This is a genomic window from Bacillus cereus group sp. N14 (genome assembly GCF_016483555.1).
Lineage (GTDB): Bacteria > Bacillota > Bacilli > Bacillales > Bacillaceae_G > Bacillus_A > Bacillus_A wiedmannii.
The window spans coordinates 133,611-154,393 of sequence record NZ_JAEHBQ010000011.1 but is presented as its reverse complement, the minus strand read 5'-3'; the positions used below and the strand labels follow the sequence as shown (position 1 = coordinate 154,393).

Here is a 20,783-nt window from a genome sequence, read left to right as displayed (position 1 = left end):
TTATGATCCGTACGGAAGAAATGCTTTTGAATGTAGGGCCTCAGCATCCGAGTACGCATGGTGTGTTCAGGCTTGTTATTAAGATTGACGGGGAAATTATTAAAGAAGCTACACCAGTTATTGGATATTTGCATCGCGGGACCGAAAAGATTGCCGAGAGCTTACAGTATACGCAAATTATCCCTTATACAGATCGAATGGACTATTTATCGGCCATGACGAATAATTACGTCATTTGCCATGCTGTAGAGACGATGATGGGGCTTGAAATCCCGGAGCGGGCCGAATACTTACGAGTACTTGCAATGGAGCTTGGAAGGATTGCGAGCCACCTCGTTTGGTGGGGGACAAATCTTCTTGATATAGGAGCGGTCAGCCCGTTTTTATACGCTTTTCGTGAACGAGAGATGATTATAAATTTATTAAACGAATTATGCGGTGCCCGTCTTACTTTTAACTATATGAGAGTCGGGGGTGTAAAGTGGGATGCGCCGGACGGTTGGATTGAAAAAGTGGAAGAGTTTGTTCCGTATATGCGAGAACAATTGGCAGGTTATCATGATCTCGTTAGCGGTAATGAGATTTTCTTAAATCGCGTAAAAGGCGTTGGTATATATAGCGCGGAAGAAGCGATTTCGTATTCTTTAAGCGGAGCGAATTTGCGGTGTACCGGAGTAAACTGGGATCTTCGCAAGGATGAACCGTACTCCATTTATGATCGTTTTGATTTCGATATTCCTGTTGGGAGTGTGGGAGATGCTTGGGATCGTTACGTTTGCCGCATGCAAGAGATTGAGGAGTCATTAAAAATTGTTGAGCAAGCTGTCCAGCAGTTCCCGAAAGACGGAGCTGTGCTAGCGAAAGTGCCGAAAATCATTAAGGCGCCTAAAGGGGAAGCGTTCGTCCGTATAGAATCGCCGCGAGGAGAGATTGGTTGCTATATTGCTAGTGATGGAAAGAAAGAGCCGTACCGCTTGAAGTTTCGCAGGCCGTCTTTTTACAATTTGCAAATTTTACCGAAGTTATTGAAAGGTGAAAACATCGCCAATTTAATTACGATTTTAGGTGGAGTTGATATTGTACTTGGGGAGGTTGATGGCTAATGATTGAAACGCTCTTACAATCACCTTCAAGCTGGACGAATTTCTTCATTTTTTTCGGATTAGCGGTGCTTCTATTATTTGCAGTCCTTGGCTTCGTTACATATGGTATTTTGGCAGAACGGAAAGTAATGGGTTTTATGCAAGGGCGGATTGGACCAAACCAAGTTGGGGGCCGGTTCGGTTTACTGCAAACGGTAGCTGATGTTTTAAAACTATTATTGAAAGAAGATAGTATTCCGAAAGCGGCAGATAAACCGTTGTTTATATTAGCGCCTGTCATTGCATTCGCACCGGCATTTATGGTGCTTGCAGTCATCCCGTTTACTGATAAATTTCAGTTCGCGGATATTGGCGTAGGCTTACTGTATTACATTGCTGTTTCTGGCATTACGACGATTGGTGTCGTAACCGGAGGATGGGCATCCAATAATAAATATTCCCTTTTAGGAGGGATGCGTGCGGCGGCGCAAATGATTTCTTATGAAATTCCGCTCGTAATGAGTGTAATTGGCGTCGTTTTGTTAGCTGGTAGCCTGAATTTAAATGAAATTGTAGCGGCACAGGAGAATGTTTGGTACATTTTCGTGCAGCCAATCGGTTTCGTCGTTTTCTTAATCGCGGCGGTAGCAGAGTTAAATAGGACGCCGTTTGATTTACCAGAAGCAGAATCGGAACTTGTTTCTGGATATCATACGGAATACTCAGGGTTTCGATGGGCGTTTTTCATGCTTTCAGAGTACGTATATTTCTTCGGAATGTCATCTTTAATTACAGTGCTCTTTTTAGGCGGATGGAATCCAGTTATGTTCCTTGGATTTATCCCGGGATCGGTATGGTTTGCTTTGAAATTTAGCAGTGTAGTCTTTCTATTAATTTGGTTCCGCGTTACGTTTCCGCGTATAAGAGGTGACCAGTTAATGGAGTTTGGCTGGAAAGTATTATTGCCAATTGCACTTGCGAATATTTTCTTAACGGCATTGATTAAGGAGTTATTCTTCTAATCTATGAGGGGGGTGCCAGTAAGAGATGAAAGGACTATTTAAAGGATTAAAATATACATTAAGCAATTTGAGTAAGAAGAAGGTGACTTACGATTATCCGAATCAACCGTTGCCGTTGCCAGACCGCTTTCGAGGTATTCAAAAGTTTTATCCGGAAAAGTGTATTGTTTGTAACCAATGCTCCAACATTTGTCCGACAGACTGTATTCAGTTAACAGGAAAAAAACATCCGGATCCTACGAAAAAAGGAAAAATTATCGACACGTACGATATTAATTTTGAAATTTGTATTCTGTGTGATTTATGTACAGAAGTTTGTCCGACAGAGGCGATTGTTATGACAAATAACTTTGAGCTCGCGGAATATTCACGTGATGATTTATTTAAAAATTTGCAATGGCTTGACGAAAACGACGAAAACGTCAGGAAGGAGAATAAAGCATGAATGGCGAGTTTGTAGCATTCTTCATACTATCCTTGTCTGCAATTATCGGCGGTGTTCTTATGTTGAACTTAACGAAAGTCATGCATATGATGCTAGCTCTCGTTCTGACATTTCTTAGTATCGCAGGTTTGTACTTTCTTTTATCGGCCGAATTTATCGGAGTTGCACAAATTTTACTTTACTCCGGTGCGATTACAATTATTATGATTTTTGGCATTATGTTAACGCAACATAACGCAGAAAATGAATCGCGTCTTACTCTTCGAAAATGGATTATCTTCTTTGCGGTTGTAGCATTTGGGGCAGTTATGTATTTCGCTGTTAACAATATTGATTTTGCAAATGAAAGCACACAAGGAAGTTTACCTCTCCATGAAAAAAACACACTTCAAATCGGTACACTTCTCTATTCGAAATATATTATTCCATTTGAGTTAACCTCAGTTATTTTACTTGTAGCACTTGTTGGCGCGATTATACTTGCGAAGAAGGATGAGAAAGAGGAGGATTCCAATGAGTAGTGTTCCAGCTTCTGCATATTTAACGCTTGCGATTATTTTGTTTTGCATCGGTTTGTTTGGAGCTTTAACGAAGCGAAATACAGTGATTGTATTAGTTTGTATTGAATTAATGCTAAACGCGGCCAATTTAAATTTAGTCGCGTTTAGTAAATTAGGTTTGTTCCCAAATTTAACAGGGCAAATTTTCTCTCTGTTTACGATGGCTGTAGCAGCAGCAGAGGCGGCGGTAGGACTCGCCATTTTAATTGCTTTGTATCGTAATCGTACGACGGTTCATGTAGATGAAATGGATGCGCTCAAAGGATAACATTGTGACCGAAAAGGGGGAAGGAAACAATGATCGATTATGCATGGCTCATACCGCTTTTCCCGCTTGTTTCGTTTTTTTTATTACTTATATTCGGGAAGAAAATTAGAGAAGGAAGCAGTGTACTTAGTATTTTCCTCGTCTTTCTCTCCTTTATATTTGCGGTACTTGTATTAATAGAACGGTTTTCGAAAGTAGGATTGAAGCATAAGTGGGTATGGCTTAGAACGGGAGATATTGATATATCATTTGGCTTTGAAGTGACTGCATTAGGGGCTTTAATGCTGTTTATCGTTACACTTGTGAGTTTACTTGTACATGTGTATTCGAAAGGTTATATGAAAGGGGATGAAAGATTACCAACCTTTTATGCCTATTTAGGGCTCTTTACATTTGCGATGCTCGGGCTTGTTATATCGCCGAATTTATTACAGCTTTATATATTTTGGGAGTTAGTAGGACTCGGTTCATTTCTACTCATCGGTTTTTACTTCTTTAAAGAAGAAGCGAAGGCTGCTGCGAAAAAGGCTTTTATTATGACTCGTATTGGAGATGTCGGTTTATTTATAGGGATGATCTTACTTTTTTGGCACGCGGGTAGTTTTGAATATGACGCAATATTTAGGGCGATTCGTACGGGTGATCTTACCCCTACCATGATTACAATAACAGCGATATTAATTTTTATCGGGGCGATGGGGAAGTCAGGTCAGTTCCCGCTTCATACGTGGTTACCAGATGCAATGGAGGGGCCGACGCCTGTTTCGGCACTTATTCATGCGGCGACGATGGTCGCAGCTGGCGTGTATTTAGTGGCGACGATGTTCCCGCTATTTTCAGCAAGTGCGGTGGCGATGCAGACAGTGGCAATCGTTGGAGCTTTCACCGCAATCTTTGCGGCTTCTATCGGTCTTGTACAAACGGATATAAAGAGAGTGCTCGCTTATTCTACGGTTAGCCAGCTAGGTTATATGATGCTCGCATTAGGATCTGCTGGTTATGTAGCTGGTGTTTTCCATTTAACGACACACGCCTTTTTTAAAGCGCTACTATTTTTGGCGGCAGGAAGTGTCATTCATGCAGTGCATACGCAAGACATTAATAAAATGGGCGGTTTACAGAAGAAGATGAAAGTAACGGGTGCACTATTTTTAATCGGTACACTTGCAATTAGTGGGGTTCCGCTCCTTTCTGGTTTCTTTAGTAAAGATGAAATTTTAGCGGTGACTTGGATGAATGGCAATTACGTTTTATTCATATTAGCAGTAATTGCAGCGTTCTTAACAGCATTCTACATGTTCCGGCTCTACTTCCTTGTCTTTACTGGGGAAGCAAAGACAAAGGAAGATGTGCATGAATCGCCCCGCATTATGACGTATCCGATGATCGTTCTCGGGGTCCTTGCAGTAGTGGCAGGTTATATAAATACACCGTGGTTTGGGACGTTTCTCGGGGATTGGCTTACGAAAGATGTAGCATTTAAAGTGCGAGAGGCACACGGACCAGTTTGGATTATGATCGTAGCGACTATCGTTTCATTTGCAGGAATCGCTCTCGCATATTTCATATATGGTAAGAAATCTATTTCTAGAGATTGGGCTGGGGGCGATGGAACACCTCTTTATAACCTTTTGAAAGAAAAATATTATGTGGATGAACTATACAATATGACAGTACTCCCTATTACGAAGGGAATCGCTCATGTGCTTCACTTATTTGAGGTGTATGTAGTCGGAGGAATTGCCGTTTTAATAGGGAGTCTAGTTAAAGGGATAAGCGGACTCGGTTCTAGACTCCAAAACGGAAATGTACAAGTGTACGGCACTGTAACAGCTGTTTCGCTTGCAGTACTCGTCATTATTTTGCTCTATACGGGAGGGGATTTACGATGAATGATTTGTTATTAACGTTCTTCATTTTTTCCCCGCTTTTAGGAATTCTCTTACTTGTATTAACGCCAAAAAAAGAATCGCGTACTGTGCGAGCGCTTGGTTTATTTGGGACGGCGCTTCCATTTGGAATCGCTATCGTCCTCGCTTGTACATATGCTTCTGGAAAGAGTTTGTCGCTATTCGATGAAAAAGTGAAATGGATTAAATTTGGGGATTTTGCAGCGGTGGATAAAAGATGGTTTTCCATTTATTACGAGCTCGGCATTGATGGTTTATCGCTCGTTATGATGGTGCTGACAGCCCTTCTAGCGATGCTTGCAGCAATTGCGGCATTTACTATTAAAAGAAACTTGAAAGCCTTTTATATGCTGCTACTCATGTTAGAAATAGGGATGTTCGGCGTCTTCGCTGCTCAAAATTTAATGTTGTTCTTTATCTTCTTTGAAATTACGTTGCCGCCAATGTTTTTATTAATTGGAAAGTGGGGGAAATTGTCGAGTGAAAAGGCTGCTTATAGTTATTTAATATATAACGGTATTGGCTCCGCTATTTTACTCATCGTTTTCTCAGTTTTATTTGCAAAAACAGGTACAACAAATATTACAGAGCTTAAAGAAATATTAACGAGTGTAGGTGCTGGGGGAGGAATGGCTGTCTCAAGTAGCTTACAGTTCGGATTGTTTCTTGCCATAATGATTGCTTTTGCGATTAAACTACCCGTTTTCCCGTTACATCGCTGGATGGTCAATGTGCATATTGAAGCGCATCCGGCTGTAGTTATGCTTCACGCGGGCGTTTTACTGAAGATTGGGGCATACGGTATGATTCGTTTCGGAAAGGGGCTATTCCCGGAATACTTTCGCGAGTTTGCAACGCTTATTGCGATTTTAGGAGTCATCAATTTATTGTACGGAGCCTTCTTAGCGCTCATCCAAACGGATTTTCGGAAGGTGCTTGCTTACTCTAGTATTTCGCATATGGGCATCGTATTAATGGGCCTTGCGGCGTTAAATGCACCAGGTATACAAGGGGCACTATTCCAAGTTGTCTCTCACGGTTTAATTGCAGCCTTACTCTTTTTCTTACTGGGCGTTATAGAACAGCGCTTTGGAACGTCGGATATTACAGCGCTTGGCGGACTCGCAAAAAGTGTCCCGGTACTTAGCGGATTCTTCTTAGCAGGAGGAATGGCATCGCTTGGATTGCCAGGAATGTCTGGATTTGTTAGTGAGTTTCTTGCCTTTCTCGGTTTATTCCAAGGGGAGCCAGTCATTGCTGCAGTCGGTGTACTTGGCATCATTTTAACCGCTGTATACGTATTGAGAGCGACACTTCAAGTAACATTTGGTAAGAAAGAGTGGGAGGCGAAAGCTGATATACACGGATGGGAGTATGTGCCTATATTGCTACTTATCTTCTGCATTATTGCAATTGGAGTAATGCCAGAAATACTAGGGGATCCGCTTCAAAATACATTGAAAACATTGGGGGTGAAGTAGGATGGATATGAATACGTTACTTAGCTTATCATGGCATCTCATGGTGCCAGAATTCATTATTCTCGGAGCTGCCATCCTTCTTTCCATATGTGATTTGTTTTTTAAGTTGAATCATAGATATGTAGCGCTTAGTGCAATCGCAGCCGTCATATTAGCAATCGTGTCGTTAATCACGCTATACGGTGAACCGACAGGAGATATTTTAAATGGATCGTTTGTGTTAGATGGTTTTTCAAAAGGGTTTAAAACGTTGTTATTAGGCGGAGCGGCCCTCATCTTATGCACCGCCATGAGCGATGATAAGAAGAATCCAATTGAAGATAAGGGAGAATATTATTACTTATTTTTAATGGCACTTCTTGGGGCTATGTTTATGGCTTCTAGTATCGACTTCATTACACTTTTCGTCGGTTTAGAATTGCTTTCACTTTCTTCATATATTTTAGTAGGAATACGAAAAAGGAACCGTGCGTCAAACGAGGCGGCCATGAAATATGTCATTAACGGAGGAATTGGAACGGCAATTACGCTCTTTGGAATGAGTTATTTATACGGTATTACAGGATCAACTAATATCGTGGATATGCAAAAAGTATTCGCAGGGGAGCTTGCTGGTGGTATTCAGTTATTGTTAGCTCTCGCATTTCTACTATTACTCGTTGGACTCTCGTTTAAAATTGCGACAGTGCCGTTTCATATGTGGGCACCAGATGTGTATGAGGGAGCGGCTACGCCTGTTACTGCTTTTCTCGGGACGATTTCTAAAATTGCTGGATTCTTACTCATTATTCGTCTGTTTCTCATGGTTTTTGCAAGTGTATCGGTACAAGGAGACATGCAATCTTTATACGGACGTATGAGCATATACATTGCAGTACTAGCGAGTATTACGATGATTATTGGAAACGTAGTAGCGTTAAAGCAATATAACGTAAAACGCCTATTTGCCTATTCGGGAATCGCGCATGCGGGGTATTTACTCGTTCCGCTTGTAGCATTATCACCATTTACGATGGATAGCATGTGGTTTTACATGCTTGCGTATATGCTTATGAATATAGGCGCATTTGCAATTATTCACGGCTTAATCTTACAAAGTAACAAAGAAAACATTACCATTTTTACCGGATTATATAAGCGATCGCCATTTACAGCGATAGTGATGACGATTTTTATATTATCGTTGGCCGGGATACCAGGAACAGCTGGTTTCATCGGGAAAATTAACATCTTTTTAGGTGCACTGCATGTAGAGCCAGCTCATTACGTACTAGCTTCTATTATGATGGGGACGACAGTCATCTCATTCGTATATTATTTCCGTATTCTACAGCAAATGTTTTTCCGGACGGGAGGAGTGGAAGAGAAAATTCGTTTGCCATTGAATATAAAGGTTGTTATGAGCCTTTGTGCAATCTCGATTGTAATACTAGGGATTATGCCGATGATTGGATACAATTTCTTTTATGAATATTTTCCATTAATGAAGGATTTCTTCTTCTTAGGGAACGTGGTACAATAGTGAAAATAAAAGGTGTGGAGTTGTTACTCTGCGCTTTTTATTTTGTGTGAATTATAATTGAAAATGCATGTAGGTATATGTTTTTTGAGAGCAAATTATGATGTAAAATGTAAGATGCTTATTTGTATTTGAAAAAGTGTGGCTCCTACTTATTATGGTATCGTTTTTATAGTATTTCGTAAGTAGTAGCTGGGTAAAAAGGGGTCGATTTTTTGGCACATCTTTTAGGGCAACAAGCACTGATTGCCATTGTTTCGCATTTATTGTTTATTACCATTACGTGGTGGGCCTTACAAGGTGTTCACATTGAGCGTTTAATGAAGTCTGGAAAGGTGATGCAGACGCGAGTGTTACTCATCCTAATTACAATTGCAATTGGGACATCTGTAAGTAACTTTTTCCTTGATTATTTAGGCTATTCAAAGAGTTTAACGTATTTAGTAAAGTAAGTGTATAGAACCTCATATCTCCGTTAACAATGGGGATAGGAGGGGATGAAATTGAAGCTTAAAGCCATTCTTATTGTTGTGATAAGTGTTGTTTTATTTTTGGTTGGATATAGAGAGATGAAACCGATCAGCGATGAACAGAAAATGGAGAGCATGATTGCAACTTTAGAGAAAAATGATGCTAAAGTAGAGAAGTGGTCATGGTTAGCGCGAGAAACAAAAACAATTTCTAATATACATATGTTTCAAAAGTTGTTAAACGATGTGAAAGACAAGGCGAATATTCAAAAGTGGGAATTAGAGCAATCTCCAGATGGATATAAAGCTACATCCTATAAAAAGTTTTCTTCTTATGAAGAACGAGTAGTAGTAACATGGAGTAAGGAAAATACTAAAGAAAACACTTTCATTATTTTTGAAGTAAGCGGGGCGAAATGGGACCCGAAGTACATTCAGAAAACAAATAAAATTTTTAGTGAAAAACCTATAATTTACACTTGTGTTCAAGGTGTACTGAATGATAAGATTGAAGGTGTTTTGCAAAATAAAACCAATCAGTTTTTGAAAGATCTTTCAGCAAGAGCGATCGAACAGATAGAAGAAAGAGCATTTGTATCAGTCTCCGCATACAATAAAAAGTGGGATGACGCTCTTTCAACAAATAGAGAGAAAATAAATGTGCAAATAGCAATACGTTCTACAGACAACAAAGATACAATTGTGGTTGGCACACCGATCATAACTTCTGAGTATTGAGTGAATAGATACTGAAAAAAGGACACGGAGGGGAATAATTTGGAAAAGATCATCGTCCGTGGCGGAAAGCGGTTAAACGGCACAGTGCGTGTTGAGGGCGCAAAAAATGCTGTATTACCTATAATCGCTGCAGCCCTATTAGCGAGTGATGGAAAGAATGTACTATCTGAAGTACCAGTTTTGTCTGATGTATACACAATTAATGAGGTATTACGTCATTTAAATGCTGAAGTCGTATTTGAAAATAACCAAGTAACAATCGATGCTTCTAAAGAACTAAACATTGAAGCACCATTTGAATATGTACGTAAAATGCGTGCATCTGTTCAAGTAATGGGACCATTACTTGCACGTAACGGCCGTGCTCGTATTGCACTTCCTGGTGGATGTGCAATTGGTTCACGTCCAATTGACCAACATTTAAAAGGCTTCGAAGCAATGGGAGCAAAAGTACAGGTTGGTAATGGTTTTGTTGAGGCATACGTTGAGGGAGAACTAAAAGGAGCTAAAATTTATTTAGACTTCCCAAGCGTGGGCGCGACAGAAAACATTATGTCTGCAGCTACATTAGCAAAAGGGACAACAATCCTTGAAAACGCAGCGAAAGAACCAGAAATCGTTGACTTAGCTAACTTCTTAAATGCGATGGGAGCGAAAGTACGCGGAGCTGGAACTGGAACGATTCGTATCGAAGGCGTTGATAAATTATATGGTGGAAACCACTCTATTATTCCTGACCGTATTGAAGCGGGAACATTCATGGTTGCAGCGGCAATTACTGGTGGAGACATCTTAATTGAAAATGCTGTACCTGAACATTTACGCTCAATTACAGCGAAAATGGAAGAAATGGGTGTTAAAGTTATTGAGGAAAATGAAGGTGTACGTGTTATCGGCCCAGATAAGTTAAAAGCGGTTGATATTAAAACTATGCCTCACCCAGGTTTCCCAACAGACATGCAATCACAAATGATGGCATTATTACTACAAGCTGATGGAACAAGTATGATTACAGAAACGGTATTCGAAAACCGCTTTATGCACGTTGAAGAATTCCGTCGTATGAATGCTGATATTAAAATCGAAGGTCGTTCTGTTATTATGAACGGTCCAAATAGCTTACAAGGTGCTGAAGTAGGCGCAACTGACTTACGTGCTGCTGCTGCATTAATCTTAGCTGGTTTAGTATCTGAAGGTTACACTCGTGTAACTGAGTTAAAGCATCTTGACCGTGGTTATGTAGATTTCCATAAGAAATTAGCTGCATTAGGTGCAACTATTGAACGTGTAAACGAAAAAGTAGAAGAAGTGAAAGAACAAGAAGTTTCTGATCTTCACGCTTAATTGAAATAGTCTCTACGTCTTTTGACGTAGGGACTATTTTTTTGGGTTATTACTGTTATAGTCAATAAATTCTATACTTATGCACGTACCAGTAAAAATATTTAGAAAATTTTCGTTTTAGCTGGTTCCCCTTAAGTATGTTCTAAAAGAAAGAGTTGTTCCATAAGAATGAATGGAGTAAAGCTTTTGGATATTGGGGGAAATAAGATGAAATTTTCAAAGCCACTTTTTATCACAGTAGCGCTTCTAATAGCGCTCGTTATCATTGTACCTGCTGCTCTTGTTATTCCGTTTGCGAAAGCAAAAGTAGGGGAAGAAGCAGCTTCTAAAACTCCTCCAGCGATAGAAAGTATACCAGCTCCAGGGAAAGTGGATACAGCGGTTCAAGTTGCTGTATATCGTGATCGGCAAAAGAAGGTAGAAACATTACCTATGGAGGAGTATGTGACCGGTGTAGTAGCTTCTGAGATGAATGCCAGTTTTGAAATAGAGGCGCTAAAGGCGCAGGCATTAGCAGCGAGAACATTTGTGGTACAGCGTATGCTAAGCGGAGGTAAGAAAAACAATGCGGACGTGACCGATACGGTGAAAGATCAAGTGTACAAAAGTAAAGAAGAATTGAAGAAACAATGGGGCAATAACTACGAAAATAATTTGAAGAAAATCGAAGAAGCCGTTTCTAAAACCGCAGGACAAGTTTTAACGTATGATGGAAAACCAATCTCAGCATCCTTCTTCTCAACGAGTAATGGCCGGACAGAAAATGCAGCTGATTATTGGGGAAATGATTATCCGTATTTAAAGAGCGTAGATAGTCCGTGGGATCAAGCCTCTCCAAAATTTACGAGCGAGCAAACCTTTACAGTAGCTGACTTTCAAAAGCGTCTCGGTGTGAAGGTGTTGGCAGACGGGAAGGTTGGAAATATTCAAGATCTTACGGAAGGAAAGCGAGTAAAAGATGTAGCATTTCAAGGGAAAACATTAACAGGAAAGCAAGTTCGTGAAAAGTTAGATTTACGCTCTTCTGACTTCACGTGGAAACAAGAAGGGGATAAAATCGTCGTTACAACGAAGGGATTCGGTCACGGCGTTGGCATGAGCCAATACGGAGCAAATGGCATGGCAGCGGAAGGTAAGAAATATACAGATATCGTTGCTCATTATTATAAAGGTGTCGAAATAAAGTCGATGAATGATTATGAAGGAAAGTTAATGGTGAAGAAGTAGGGGAAAAAGAAACCGTTCCAAGAGGTATATTGGGACGGTTTTCTTTTGTTAGTGGATAGGTTCCTTGTCGAATCGTTGATATATTAAAAAAATCGTCAATGTTCAGCGATGACAGAACTCTGTTTAAAGGGCCCATGGATCGCTGGAAGCTATTATAAGGATGAACGTACAGAAGAGAATCAATGAAAGACGGTTGGCTCTATACAGGAGACATTGTCACGGTTGATTCGGAAGGATGTATTAAGATTGCTGATCGTACGAAAGACTGAATTAAAAGCGGAGGCGAATGGATCTCTTCCGTAGATTTAGAAAATGCTTTAATGTTTCACGATACAGTGTTAGAAGCATCTGTTGTGGCGGTGCCGCATGAAAAATTAGAGAAGAAGGCTATCCTTTCATTTGGATAGCCTTCTTTTTATGATACTTCATAAAATATCTAAATCTTCCATTAACTGTTTGGTATAATAGGATAAAAAGTATTTGGGGGAGACAGAATGGCGTTACTCGAGTTGAGACAATTAGGGAAGACGAACCAGTTACCGGCAGTTGAACTGAAGGTTGAGAAGGGACAATGCGTTGTTTTGCAATGTAATAACCATACAGCGAAAGTGTTGCACCGCATTATTATTGGTGAGGAAGAAGCTTCAACTGGCAACGTGCTGTTTGAGGGAGAATCGATTGGAAAGAAAAAGTATTCTCACATCGGTTTTTGTTTTTTGAAAGATGAAGCATACGACCGTTTGAAGGTAAAGGAATACTTTAAGTTCTTAATAGGGCTTTATGAATCAAAAATGAGCACGGAAGAAGTAGTGCAATATGTCGGCCTCTTAGATAAGTTAAACGTTAAAATAGAAAAACTATCATTTTCAGAGAAACGTCGCCTTCATATCGGGCGTGTTATGATTCATAATCCAGACTTAGTTATTTTGGAAGAGCCAGAGCAAAATGTAGATACAGAGAGTACGATTATTATTCGAAAAGCAATCATGAAAATGAAAGAGCAAGGAAAGGCAATCTTTATTACGTCATCTTTCTTATCGGACGCCCTTTCGTTAACAGAAGATGTATACATATTAAACAATGATGGTGTGAAGAAAATAGAAATCGAACAAGAAGAAATTGAAGAGGTGGATGAAGAAAAGGTTGTTCAAATGATTCCGCAAATGAAACTTGAAAGAATTCCAGCGAAAGTGAACGATAAAATCATTTTACTTGATCCGATGGAAATTCATTTCATCGAAACGCAAAACGGAGTGACACATATTCATGTGCGTGAAGGTGATTTCGTATGTGCATTAACATTAAGTGAACTAGAAGCGAGATTAACAGGATTCGGGTTCTTTAGATGTCATCGCTCGTACCTTGTGAATTTACAAAGAGTGCGAGAAGTGATTACGTGGACTCGTAACAGTTTTAGTTTAATTTTGGATGACGAAAGAAAAAGTTCAATTCCGTTATCGAAAGGACGAATGGATGAATTAAAAGGTGTGATTGGGCTATAAAAATTGCTCCAATAAGCTTAAAATACGATTCATTCACCGGTAAAAATACTCCTTTTACCGGTATTTTACTGCGTAACTCCTTTGTTTTTCATATGATTGAGTCAAGAAAAGCGAAACAAACAAACGAAAAGCGCTAAAGCGACTTTCATCTATAAAAAGAAAAACAAAGGGGATGACGAGATGACATTGGCAATTGAAATGAAAGATGTAATGAAAAGTTTCAACGAAAAAACGGCACTTCGAAATGTAAATATTGAGGTGAAGCAAGGAGAAATTTTTGGATTCCTTGGACCGAGTGGATCTGGAAAAACAACAACAGTAAAGATTTTAACTTCTCAATTGCTGCATAGCGTTGGAACAGTGAGGGTACTAGGTAAAGATATTACAGGACCAAGCAGCATCGATTATAAACGAATTGGTATTTTAACAGACAACAGCGGTTTATATGAAAGACTTAGCATTTATGATAACTTACTATTATTTTGTGACTTATACGATTGTAAAAAAGAACGAATCGATGAAGTACTAGCGCAAGTGAATCTATTAGATGATAAAAAAACACCAGTAAAGAAACTATCAAAAGGAATGAAGCAGCGCGTTACATTAGCTAGAGCAATCCTTCATAAACCAGATATCCTCTTCTTAGATGAACCAACATCTGCACTTGATCCAGTAAACGTACAAAACATTCATAAAATCTTAAAAGACTTAAATAAAGAAGGAACAACGATTTTCTTAACGACTCACAATATGAACGAAGCAGAGACGCTTTGTAATCGCATCGCCTTTCTATGCGGCGGAGAAATTGTAGCGCTTGATACACCAGAAAACCTTCGCTTACAATACGCGAAAGATCAAATACAAGTCGTATTAAAAGATAAGCAAAAAGAAGTCGTGCAAAAAGACGAATTAGGTGCAAAACGTATTTCAGAATGGATGAAAAAGGGCGAATTACTATCGATTCATTCACACGAACCAACGCTAGGCGATATCTTTATTGAAGTTACTGGGAGGGGATTATAATGACATTTTCAATGAGACGTGTATCAGCTATTTTTAGAAAAGAAGTACAGGATTTTAAGACAAATTCACAAGTTTTGTTAATGGCATCTTTACCAATTATATTTGCATTTATATTTAGCCGATTTGGAGAAGGGCAGGCAGGAGTTGGCATTATTACTTTAATGTCCTTTCTATTTGTAGCAGGGTTTGTTCAATCAATGGTAATTGCAGAAGAGAAAGAAAAACATACGTTACGTGTGTTAATGCTATCACCGGCTTCTTCTGTGGAAGTTCTTCTTGGGAAAAGTATATTAACAGCATGTTTAACGTTAGGTATTTCCATTGTAAACTTATTCATTTTAGATCAATTAAGTGGAAATTTTTTATTACTCGCATTTGTTTTCTTATGTGGAACAATTCTATTTACTTTAATTGGAACAATGATTGGATTACTAGCTGAGTCTGTCCCCCAAACATCACTAATCGGAATGCCGATATTAATGACGATGTATTTAGCTGTACAATTTGAGCCAATGGTTGAAAATAAAGTAATTAAGACGATGATTAGTTATCTTCCAACATTTCATCTTGAAAAAGCAATTAAAAGCTTAGTAGAGGGTGCTGGGTTCAGTAGTATTAGTGGGCATATGTTAAATGTTGGAGTGTGGCTTGTTCTTTCACTTATTGCATGTTTAATCGTATATAAAAAGAAACAATTAGACTAAAAACTGAGCCGAAAGTGCTCAGTTTTTTCTATTTTCTATCATTTCCTCGGAAATTTTACAATTACTATACATATTTTTACAGATTTTGTCGAAAAGTAATTAGTTATACGTTGTATAGGATACGTGGATATTGTTCAAAATGATTGCTGAGGTGATGATGGAATGCGAGGAAGAAATAATAAAAAGTCGCAAAAGGTAGTACATTTATTTCAAAAAAGATGGGTGTTTCCGGCACTATACATTGCTTGTGCAGCGGTAATTTTAATGGTTGCGCTATGGTTCCAAGGAGCTAATCCGAAGAAGACTCCGAACCAAGATCAAGCAACACCGTATACACAATCGGAAGATCCAGCAGTACCAGTAACGAAATCTTCAGAAGTAGTGAAAATGCCAGCAGCCGCTAATGCGGAAGTAGTCGTACAGAAGAAATTCTATGAAGATGCAGCAACTGAGGCGGAACAAGAAAAAGCACTTGTCTTTTATAACAACACATATTCCCCAAATAAAGGAATTGACATTGCTGCGAAGAATGGAAAAGAATTCAATGTTACAGCTGCTTTAAGTGGTACAGTAACGAAAGCTGAAAAAGATTCACTTCTTGGTTATGTTGTAACAGTTGATAGTGGAAATGGTGTAGCAGCTTCTTATCAAAGCTTAGGCAGTGTGAAAGTAGAAAAAGGTGCACGAGTTGTACAAGGTGAAGTATTAGGAAAATCCGGTCTAAGTGCAATGAATAAAGAAGCAGGTTCTCACGTTCACTTTGAAGTACGTAAAGACAACGTGGCTGTGAACCCTGAGCGCTACTTAAATAAGTCAGTAGCAGAAATTAAAGCTGATGCAGGTGCTGCAAAAGCAACGAATGCTTCTGGTAAAAAAGCTGATGACAAATCTCAAAAAGAAGAGAAGTCAACGAGCACGAAACCAGAAAATAAAACAGAAGACAAGTCTCAAAAAGAAGAGAAATCAACAAGCGGTTCGACTAGTGACAAAAAAGAAGAGCCGAAGAAAGAAGAAAAATCAACAAATGGTTCTACAGAATCATCTAACAGTTCTTCTTCACAAGAATAAGAAAGTGAAAAAATCAGTTCTCACTAGGAGAGCTGATTTTTTCATTTTCATATAAAAATACTCAATTTCGAGAAAAAAGTTGCAATAACAAGGAAATATGACGAGATTCTCGAATATATATTACAAAAGGGAGGGGATACTGTGTCATTTTTGTTTGTTCTGTCGACTGCTATTATTTTATTGTTTGTTTTATTCACTTTATATTATTATATTGCCGGTAAGAAAGAGGTTCCCCACCATCAATTGTTAGAAGAAGAATTGGAACGAGAAGAATGACGCCTTATATACAAGGTGTCATTTTTTTTCGTCAAAATAGTCAATGTTAACGTATTTCTCATAAAAAAACGTAATTTTTCTTAACTTAGTCCGCAAAAATAGTGAACATGTAGCATATATCAGTAGTGCGGGCAATACAATGGTATAAACCAAAGCAAAGAGAGTGTTTGAGGTGAGAAATCGTGAATCATTTCATTATAAATCCAAGAATGTTTAACGCTTACAAACAGCACTCACACTTACTTCTTAGTCGTATGCAGCGAGGCTCATTTCACACTTCTCACATCCAATTTAGGGAGGCGAGTGGTGTGCACGATTACATCAAAGAGAGAACTATCAAGATTGGTAAGTATATCGTGGAGACAAGAAAGACAGTGCGTGTCATTGCAAAGGAATTTGGGGTATCAAAGAGTACAGTCCATAAAGATTTAACGGAACGTCTACCAGAAATTAATCCAGAGCTCGCAAATGAAGTGAAAGAAATTCTTGATTATCATAAGTCTATTCGTCATTTAAGAGGCGGAGAAGCAACAAAGCAAAAGTATAGAAAAGAAGATGTAGAAAAGCCGGTCCGTCAATAAATATGCGATCGCAAACATTCCGTTTCAATTCGGTAATATTTTTCAGAAGAATTCTTTTTGCGAATATTACGTTTCTGTTAAATTTATGATAAAATCAGAAATTAGGTGTAAAAGAATTCGGGTGTAACCTGATTTTGAATATCGAGGAGGAAATGACGGGAATGTTTGCGCGAGATATCGGAATTGACCTAGGTACGGCTAATGTATTAATTCATGTTAAAGGCAAAGGTATTGTATTAAATGAGCCATCTGTTGTGGCAATTGATCGTAACACAGGTAAAGTATTAGCAGTAGGTGAAGAAGCAAGAAGTATGGTGGGACGTACACCTGGTAATATTGTAGCAATTCGTCCGCTTAAAGATGGTGTAATCGCAGATTTCGAAATTACAGAAGCAATGTTAAAGTATTTCATTAACAAATTGGACGTGAAGAGCTTCTTTTCAAAACCTCGCATTTTAATTTGTTGTCCAACAAATATCACATCTGTAGAACAAAAAGCAATTCGTGAGGCTGCTGAACGTTCAGGTGGTAAAACAGTATTTTTAGAAGAAGAACCAAAAGTAGCCGCAGTTGGTGCTGGTATGGAAATCTTCCAACCAAGCGGTAACATGGTTGTTGATATTGGTGGAGGTACAACGGATATCGCTGTACTATCTATGGGTGATATTGTTACCTCTTCCTCTATCAAAATGGCTGGCGATAAGTTTGATATGGAGATCTTAAACTACGTTAAACGTAAGTATAAGCTATTAATTGGAGAACGTACTTCAGAAAATATTAAAATTAAAGTTGGTACAGTATTCCCAGGTGCACGTAGCGAAGAGCTTGAAATTCGCGGACGTGACATGGTAACGGGCTTACCACGTACAATTACAGTATGCTCTGAAGAAATTACAGAAGCACTAAAAGAAGACGCGGCTATCATTGTACAAGCTGCAAAAGGCGTACTAGAGCGCACGCCACCAGAATTATCTGCGGACATTATCGACCGCGGTGTTATTCTAACAGGCGGTGGAGCTTTACTACACGGTATCGACATGCTTCTAGCAGAAGAACTAAAAGTACCAGTATTAATTGCTGAAAACCCAATGCAATGTGTTGCGGTTGGTACAGGTATTATGTTAGAGAATATCGATAAATTACCAAAGCGTGCTTTACGATAAAGTGAAACTTTAATAAGTGGGGGCATCCCCCGCTTATTATTAGCTCGCAAAAGGCGGGGAAGATGAGAAGAACTAAGGTGTTAACCGTAGTTCTTTTTTGTTTTTTTATTCTTTCATTTTTTTATTTTATTTTGATTTATTGAGAAAATAGAAGAAAAATAAAGAAAAACGAAGGGAATAGGTAAAATATTCATATATATGGTTAAATTTAATATTTCCTTATTTGAAAACGTTTATAATATAATGAGTCGAATACGACATTAAGGCAAATCATGTTCAAATACATATTGCCTTTCCCTAATTTGGGCATACACTCTTTTCTACCTCCGTGTCAGTTGCAAGTATTTGCAGCTATTTTAATGGAATAGGGTGTGTGCATTTTTTTATATATAAAGCTGAAAAGATATTAAAGTTTCACTTTACCCCGCATTAACGGGCAGTAAGACTCCCACCTCAAAATTTAGTGAATGCAAGGGAGTTAGGTGGGAGATCAACTACCCGTAAAAGCCCGATTGGTGAAGGCTAATAATCAGTGGGGATGGAAAAAGCTCCCCACCGATTAAAGTTTCACTTTATAATGACAAACAATAAACAAAATGGGATAATAAACAATATGTCCAAGTGGTAAGACCAATATTATAAAAGGGGCGATTATTGTATGCTAAATATAGAACAAATTAAAGAAATCATTCCTCACCGCTATCCATTTTTACTTGTTGATAAAATATTAGAAGTAGATGAAGGAAAAAGAGCGGTTGGAATTAAAAATGTATCCGCAAACGAAGAATTCTTTAACGGGCACTTTCCTGATTATGCAGTTATGCCCGGTGTACTTATTGTAGAAGCGTTAGCGCAAGTCGGCGCTGTTGCGGTATTAAAGAAAGAAGAGAACCGAGGAAGACTTGCTTTCTTCGCAGGTATCGACAACTGTCGTTTCAAAAAACAAGTACGTCCAGGTGATCAACTTCGCCTAGAAGTAGAAATGACACGTGTACGTGGTCCAATCGGAAAAGGAAAAGCAATCGCAACAGTAGATGGTGAAGTTGCATGTGAAGCTGAAATTACATTTGCGATTGGTGATAAAAAAGAATAGATGTTAATTAAAAAAATTCTTCTGTAACATGCAGAAGAATTTTTTTAATTAATGTATTTTTTATTCGGAATATTAAAATGCAGAGTAATCAGAATTTTTATTGTAAATGAATGGAAGTTCGTATATAATGACGCTATAAATATCTTGGAATTAAGATAAATGATAGCACGATAAAAATAGAGATGCGGTTGTCACATTATGAAGGTTATGAGATAGGACAAAGCTTATTATGATTGGTTATGATGAAATGTAGAGGAAAGTGATGGGAAAATCTAGCGGTATCAGTAAATGAAAAATGGGAGTAGCATATCGAACATAGAGAGATAAAGGGACAAGTATCGCATTTTGAAAAGAGGAGATCATAACATGTTCGGGAGAAAAAAAAGAAAACCATTACGACAATTAATTACACATAAAGAGCCTAAATCACGTGTTGCAGAGCAATACCGTAACATTCGTACAAATATTGAATTTACATCTGTAGATAATCATGTTCGTTCTATTATTGTTACCTCGGCAGATCCAGGTGACGGAAAAACAACAACAATCGCAAACTTGGCAGTTGTTTTCGGCCAACAAGGAAAGAAAGTTTTATTAATCGGAGCTGACTTGCGTAAGCCGACGATTCAAAACTTATTTGCCATCCACAGTTCAAATGGATTAACGAATCTATTATCAGGACAAGCGAAACTAATGCAATGTATTCAAAAAACAGATATAGAGAACGTACACTTAATGGCAGCAGGTCCAATCCCACCAAACCCAGCTGAACTATTAAGTAGCCGAGGAATGGATGAGCTATTACTAGAAGCATATAACATGTTTGATATTATTTTAATCGACACACCACCCGTTCTTGCGGTTACCGATGCACAAATACTAGCGAATAAATGCGATGGAATCGTACTTGTCGTACGCAGTGAAAAAACAGAAAAAGATAAAATTGTAAAAGCGAAGCAAATATTAGACAAAGCGTCTGGTAAATTACTTGGTGTCGTCCTAAACGATAAAAGAGAAGAAAAAGAACAATATGGATATTATTAGAAAATAGTGTATAGAATAATAAATTTACAAGCCGATAAATAATTTTATTGGCTTTTTTGAATTTTTATAAAATTTAACATTGCGTTATATAAAAAACATAATATAATGGAAATTTTGGAAAATCGTTGGAATGTGTTGTCATATTTAAGATTATTTTGTAAGATTATATGTGCTTGATGTGAATAAATGTAGAACTAAATTATTCAAAATAAAAAATGTAAGATTTATATGTTATAATTTTTCTTATGTGCAAATTTTAGAAA

At 38.3% G+C, this 20,783-nt stretch carries 21 protein-coding genes and 1 pseudogene; all 22 read left to right on the top strand.

Annotated elements, in window-relative coordinates; translation table 11 throughout:
• Positions 1–2: 2 nt before the first annotated feature.
• Positions 3–1,103 carry an NADH-quinone oxidoreductase subunit NuoD gene (nuoD, locus tag JDS82_RS17165; RefSeq protein ID WP_000621434.1) on the top strand — a complete coding sequence of 367 codons (1,101 nt, stop codon included), beginning with the start codon at positions 3–5 and terminating at the stop codon, positions 1,101–1,103.
• A complete protein-coding gene (gene nuoH / locus JDS82_RS17160) occupies positions 1,103–2,104 on the top strand; it encodes an NADH-quinone oxidoreductase subunit NuoH (protein ID WP_048566712.1) in 1,002 nt (333 codons plus the stop codon). The genes nuoD and nuoH overlap by 1 nt, the downstream gene beginning before the upstream one ends.
• 25 nt (positions 2,105–2,129) lie before the next feature.
• Entirely contained in the window at positions 2,130–2,549 is a 420-nt protein-coding gene (gene nuoI / locus JDS82_RS17155; protein ID WP_000677191.1) for an NADH-quinone oxidoreductase subunit NuoI, read from the top strand.
• Positions 2,546–3,070, top strand: a complete 525-nt coding sequence (locus tag JDS82_RS17150; protein WP_001012824.1) for an NADH-quinone oxidoreductase subunit J — start codon at positions 2,546–2,548, stop codon at positions 3,068–3,070. The genes nuoI and JDS82_RS17150 overlap by 4 nt, the downstream gene beginning before the upstream one ends.
• Entirely contained in the window at positions 3,063–3,377 is a 315-nt protein-coding gene (gene nuoK / locus JDS82_RS17145) for an NADH-quinone oxidoreductase subunit NuoK (protein ID WP_199713634.1), read from the top strand. Before JDS82_RS17150 ends, nuoK begins: the two co-directional genes overlap by 8 nt.
• Positions 3,378–3,406: 29 nt before the next feature.
• Positions 3,407–5,269, top strand: coding sequence for an NADH-quinone oxidoreductase subunit L (nuoL, locus tag JDS82_RS17140; protein WP_199713633.1), 1,863 nt, complete (start codon positions 3,407–3,409; stop codon positions 5,267–5,269).
• Entirely contained in the window at positions 5,266–6,768 is a 1,503-nt protein-coding gene (locus tag JDS82_RS17135) for an NADH-quinone oxidoreductase subunit M (protein ID WP_064057286.1), read from the top strand. Before nuoL ends, JDS82_RS17135 begins: the two co-directional genes overlap by 4 nt.
• A 7-nt stretch (positions 6,769–6,775) precedes the next feature.
• On the top strand, positions 6,776–8,290 hold the full coding sequence (gene nuoN, locus JDS82_RS17130) for an NADH-quinone oxidoreductase subunit NuoN (RefSeq protein WP_048566758.1): 1,515 nt from the start codon (positions 6,776–6,778) through the stop codon (positions 8,288–8,290).
• A 212-nt stretch (positions 8,291–8,502) separates the two neighbouring features.
• Positions 8,503–8,739 (top strand): DUF1146 family protein, encoded by a 237-nt coding sequence (locus JDS82_RS17125; protein WP_000940744.1) that lies wholly within the window; start codon positions 8,503–8,505, stop codon positions 8,737–8,739.
• Between the two features lie 51 nt (positions 8,740–8,790).
• Positions 8,791–9,495, top strand: coding sequence for a YwmB family TATA-box binding protein (locus tag JDS82_RS17120; protein ID WP_000767922.1), 705 nt, complete (start codon positions 8,791–8,793; stop codon positions 9,493–9,495).
• 39 nt (positions 9,496–9,534) lie between these two features.
• Positions 9,535–10,839: a UDP-N-acetylglucosamine 1-carboxyvinyltransferase gene (gene murA, locus JDS82_RS17115; protein ID WP_000411269.1), complete on the top strand. Its 1,305-nt coding sequence runs from the start codon at positions 9,535–9,537 to the stop codon at positions 10,837–10,839.
• A gap of 207 nt (positions 10,840–11,046) precedes the next feature.
• Positions 11,047–12,066 (top strand): stage II sporulation protein D, encoded by a 1,020-nt coding sequence (gene spoIID, locus JDS82_RS17110; protein WP_000672644.1) that lies wholly within the window; start codon positions 11,047–11,049, stop codon positions 12,064–12,066.
• 108 nt (positions 12,067–12,174) lie between these two features.
• Positions 12,175–12,458: pseudogene (locus JDS82_RS17105) on the top strand (fatty-acid--CoA ligase); the annotation flags it as partial.
• A 102-nt stretch (positions 12,459–12,560) separates the two neighbouring features.
• Positions 12,561–13,568 (top strand): LytTR family transcriptional regulator DNA-binding domain-containing protein, encoded by a 1,008-nt coding sequence (locus tag JDS82_RS17100; protein WP_001185972.1) that lies wholly within the window; start codon positions 12,561–12,563, stop codon positions 13,566–13,568.
• Positions 13,569–13,748: 180 nt separating this feature from the next.
• Positions 13,749–14,591: an ABC transporter ATP-binding protein gene (locus JDS82_RS17095; RefSeq protein WP_000170857.1), complete on the top strand. Its 843-nt coding sequence runs from the start codon at positions 13,749–13,751 to the stop codon at positions 14,589–14,591.
• Positions 14,591–15,295 (top strand): ABC transporter permease, encoded by a 705-nt coding sequence (locus JDS82_RS17090; RefSeq protein ID WP_064057290.1) that lies wholly within the window; start codon positions 14,591–14,593, stop codon positions 15,293–15,295. The genes JDS82_RS17095 and JDS82_RS17090 overlap by 1 nt, the downstream gene beginning before the upstream one ends.
• Positions 15,296–15,457: 162 nt before the next feature.
• Entirely contained in the window at positions 15,458–16,363 is a 906-nt protein-coding gene (locus JDS82_RS17085) for a stage II sporulation protein SpoIIQ (RefSeq protein ID WP_064057291.1), read from the top strand.
• A gap of 141 nt (positions 16,364–16,504) precedes the next feature.
• On the top strand, positions 16,505–16,639 hold the full coding sequence (locus JDS82_RS17080) for a hypothetical protein (protein ID WP_000008903.1): 135 nt from the start codon (positions 16,505–16,507) through the stop codon (positions 16,637–16,639).
• Positions 16,640–16,947: 308 nt separating this feature from the next.
• Positions 16,948–17,220 carry a sporulation transcriptional regulator SpoIIID gene (gene spoIIID / locus JDS82_RS17075; protein ID WP_000544012.1) on the top strand — a complete coding sequence of 91 codons (273 nt, stop codon included), beginning with the start codon at positions 16,948–16,950 and terminating at the stop codon, positions 17,218–17,220.
• A 161-nt stretch (positions 17,221–17,381) separates the two neighbouring features.
• Entirely contained in the window at positions 17,382–18,383 is a 1,002-nt protein-coding gene (gene mreB, locus JDS82_RS17070) for a rod shape-determining protein (protein WP_000457990.1), read from the top strand.
• A 658-nt stretch (positions 18,384–19,041) separates the two neighbouring features.
• Positions 19,042–19,476 (top strand): 3-hydroxyacyl-ACP dehydratase FabZ, encoded by a 435-nt coding sequence (fabZ, locus tag JDS82_RS17065; protein WP_000931959.1) that lies wholly within the window; start codon positions 19,042–19,044, stop codon positions 19,474–19,476.
• A 366-nt stretch (positions 19,477–19,842) separates the two neighbouring features.
• On the top strand, positions 19,843–20,520 hold the full coding sequence (locus tag JDS82_RS17060; RefSeq protein ID WP_151035652.1) for a CpsD/CapB family tyrosine-protein kinase: 678 nt from the start codon (positions 19,843–19,845) through the stop codon (positions 20,518–20,520).
• The last annotated feature ends 263 nt before the right edge of the window (positions 20,521–20,783 follow it).

Excerpts from the sequence above, each read along its gene's own strand:
- spoIID (WP_000672644.1), top strand. The coding sequence starts at position 11,047 with ATGAAATTTTCAAAGCCACTTTTTATCACAGTAGCGCTTCTAATAGCG.
- nuoN (WP_048566758.1), top strand. The coding sequence starts at position 6,776 with ATGAATACGTTACTTAGCTTATCATGGCATCTCATGGTGCCAGAATTC.
- JDS82_RS17100 (WP_001185972.1), top strand. The coding sequence starts at position 12,561 with ATGGCGTTACTCGAGTTGAGACAATTAGGGAAGACGAACCAGTTACCG.
- JDS82_RS17090 (WP_064057290.1), top strand. The coding sequence starts at position 14,591 with ATGACATTTTCAATGAGACGTGTATCAGCTATTTTTAGAAAAGAAGTA.
- JDS82_RS17060 (WP_151035652.1), top strand. The coding sequence starts at position 19,843 with ATGTTCGGGAGAAAAAAAAGAAAACCATTACGACAATTAATTACACAT.
- nuoL (WP_199713633.1), top strand. The coding sequence starts at position 3,407 with ATGATCGATTATGCATGGCTCATACCGCTTTTCCCGCTTGTTTCGTTT.
- JDS82_RS17085 (WP_064057291.1), top strand. The coding sequence starts at position 15,458 with ATGCGAGGAAGAAATAATAAAAAGTCGCAAAAGGTAGTACATTTATTT.
- nuoH (WP_048566712.1), top strand. The coding sequence starts at position 1,103 with ATGATTGAAACGCTCTTACAATCACCTTCAAGCTGGACGAATTTCTTC.
- nuoD (WP_000621434.1), top strand. The coding sequence starts at position 3 with ATGATCCGTACGGAAGAAATGCTTTTGAATGTAGGGCCTCAGCATCCG.
- JDS82_RS17150 (WP_001012824.1), top strand. The coding sequence starts at position 2,546 with ATGAATGGCGAGTTTGTAGCATTCTTCATACTATCCTTGTCTGCAATT.
- nuoI (WP_000677191.1), top strand. The coding sequence starts at position 2,130 with ATGAAAGGACTATTTAAAGGATTAAAATATACATTAAGCAATTTGAGT.
- JDS82_RS17135 (WP_064057286.1), top strand. The coding sequence starts at position 5,266 with ATGAATGATTTGTTATTAACGTTCTTCATTTTTTCCCCGCTTTTAGGA.
- fabZ (WP_000931959.1), top strand. The coding sequence starts at position 19,042 with ATGCTAAATATAGAACAAATTAAAGAAATCATTCCTCACCGCTATCCA.
- JDS82_RS17095 (WP_000170857.1), top strand. The coding sequence starts at position 13,749 with ATGACATTGGCAATTGAAATGAAAGATGTAATGAAAAGTTTCAACGAA.
- nuoK (WP_199713634.1), top strand. The coding sequence starts at position 3,063 with ATGAGTAGTGTTCCAGCTTCTGCATATTTAACGCTTGCGATTATTTTG.
- mreB (WP_000457990.1), top strand. The coding sequence starts at position 17,382 with ATGTTTGCGCGAGATATCGGAATTGACCTAGGTACGGCTAATGTATTA.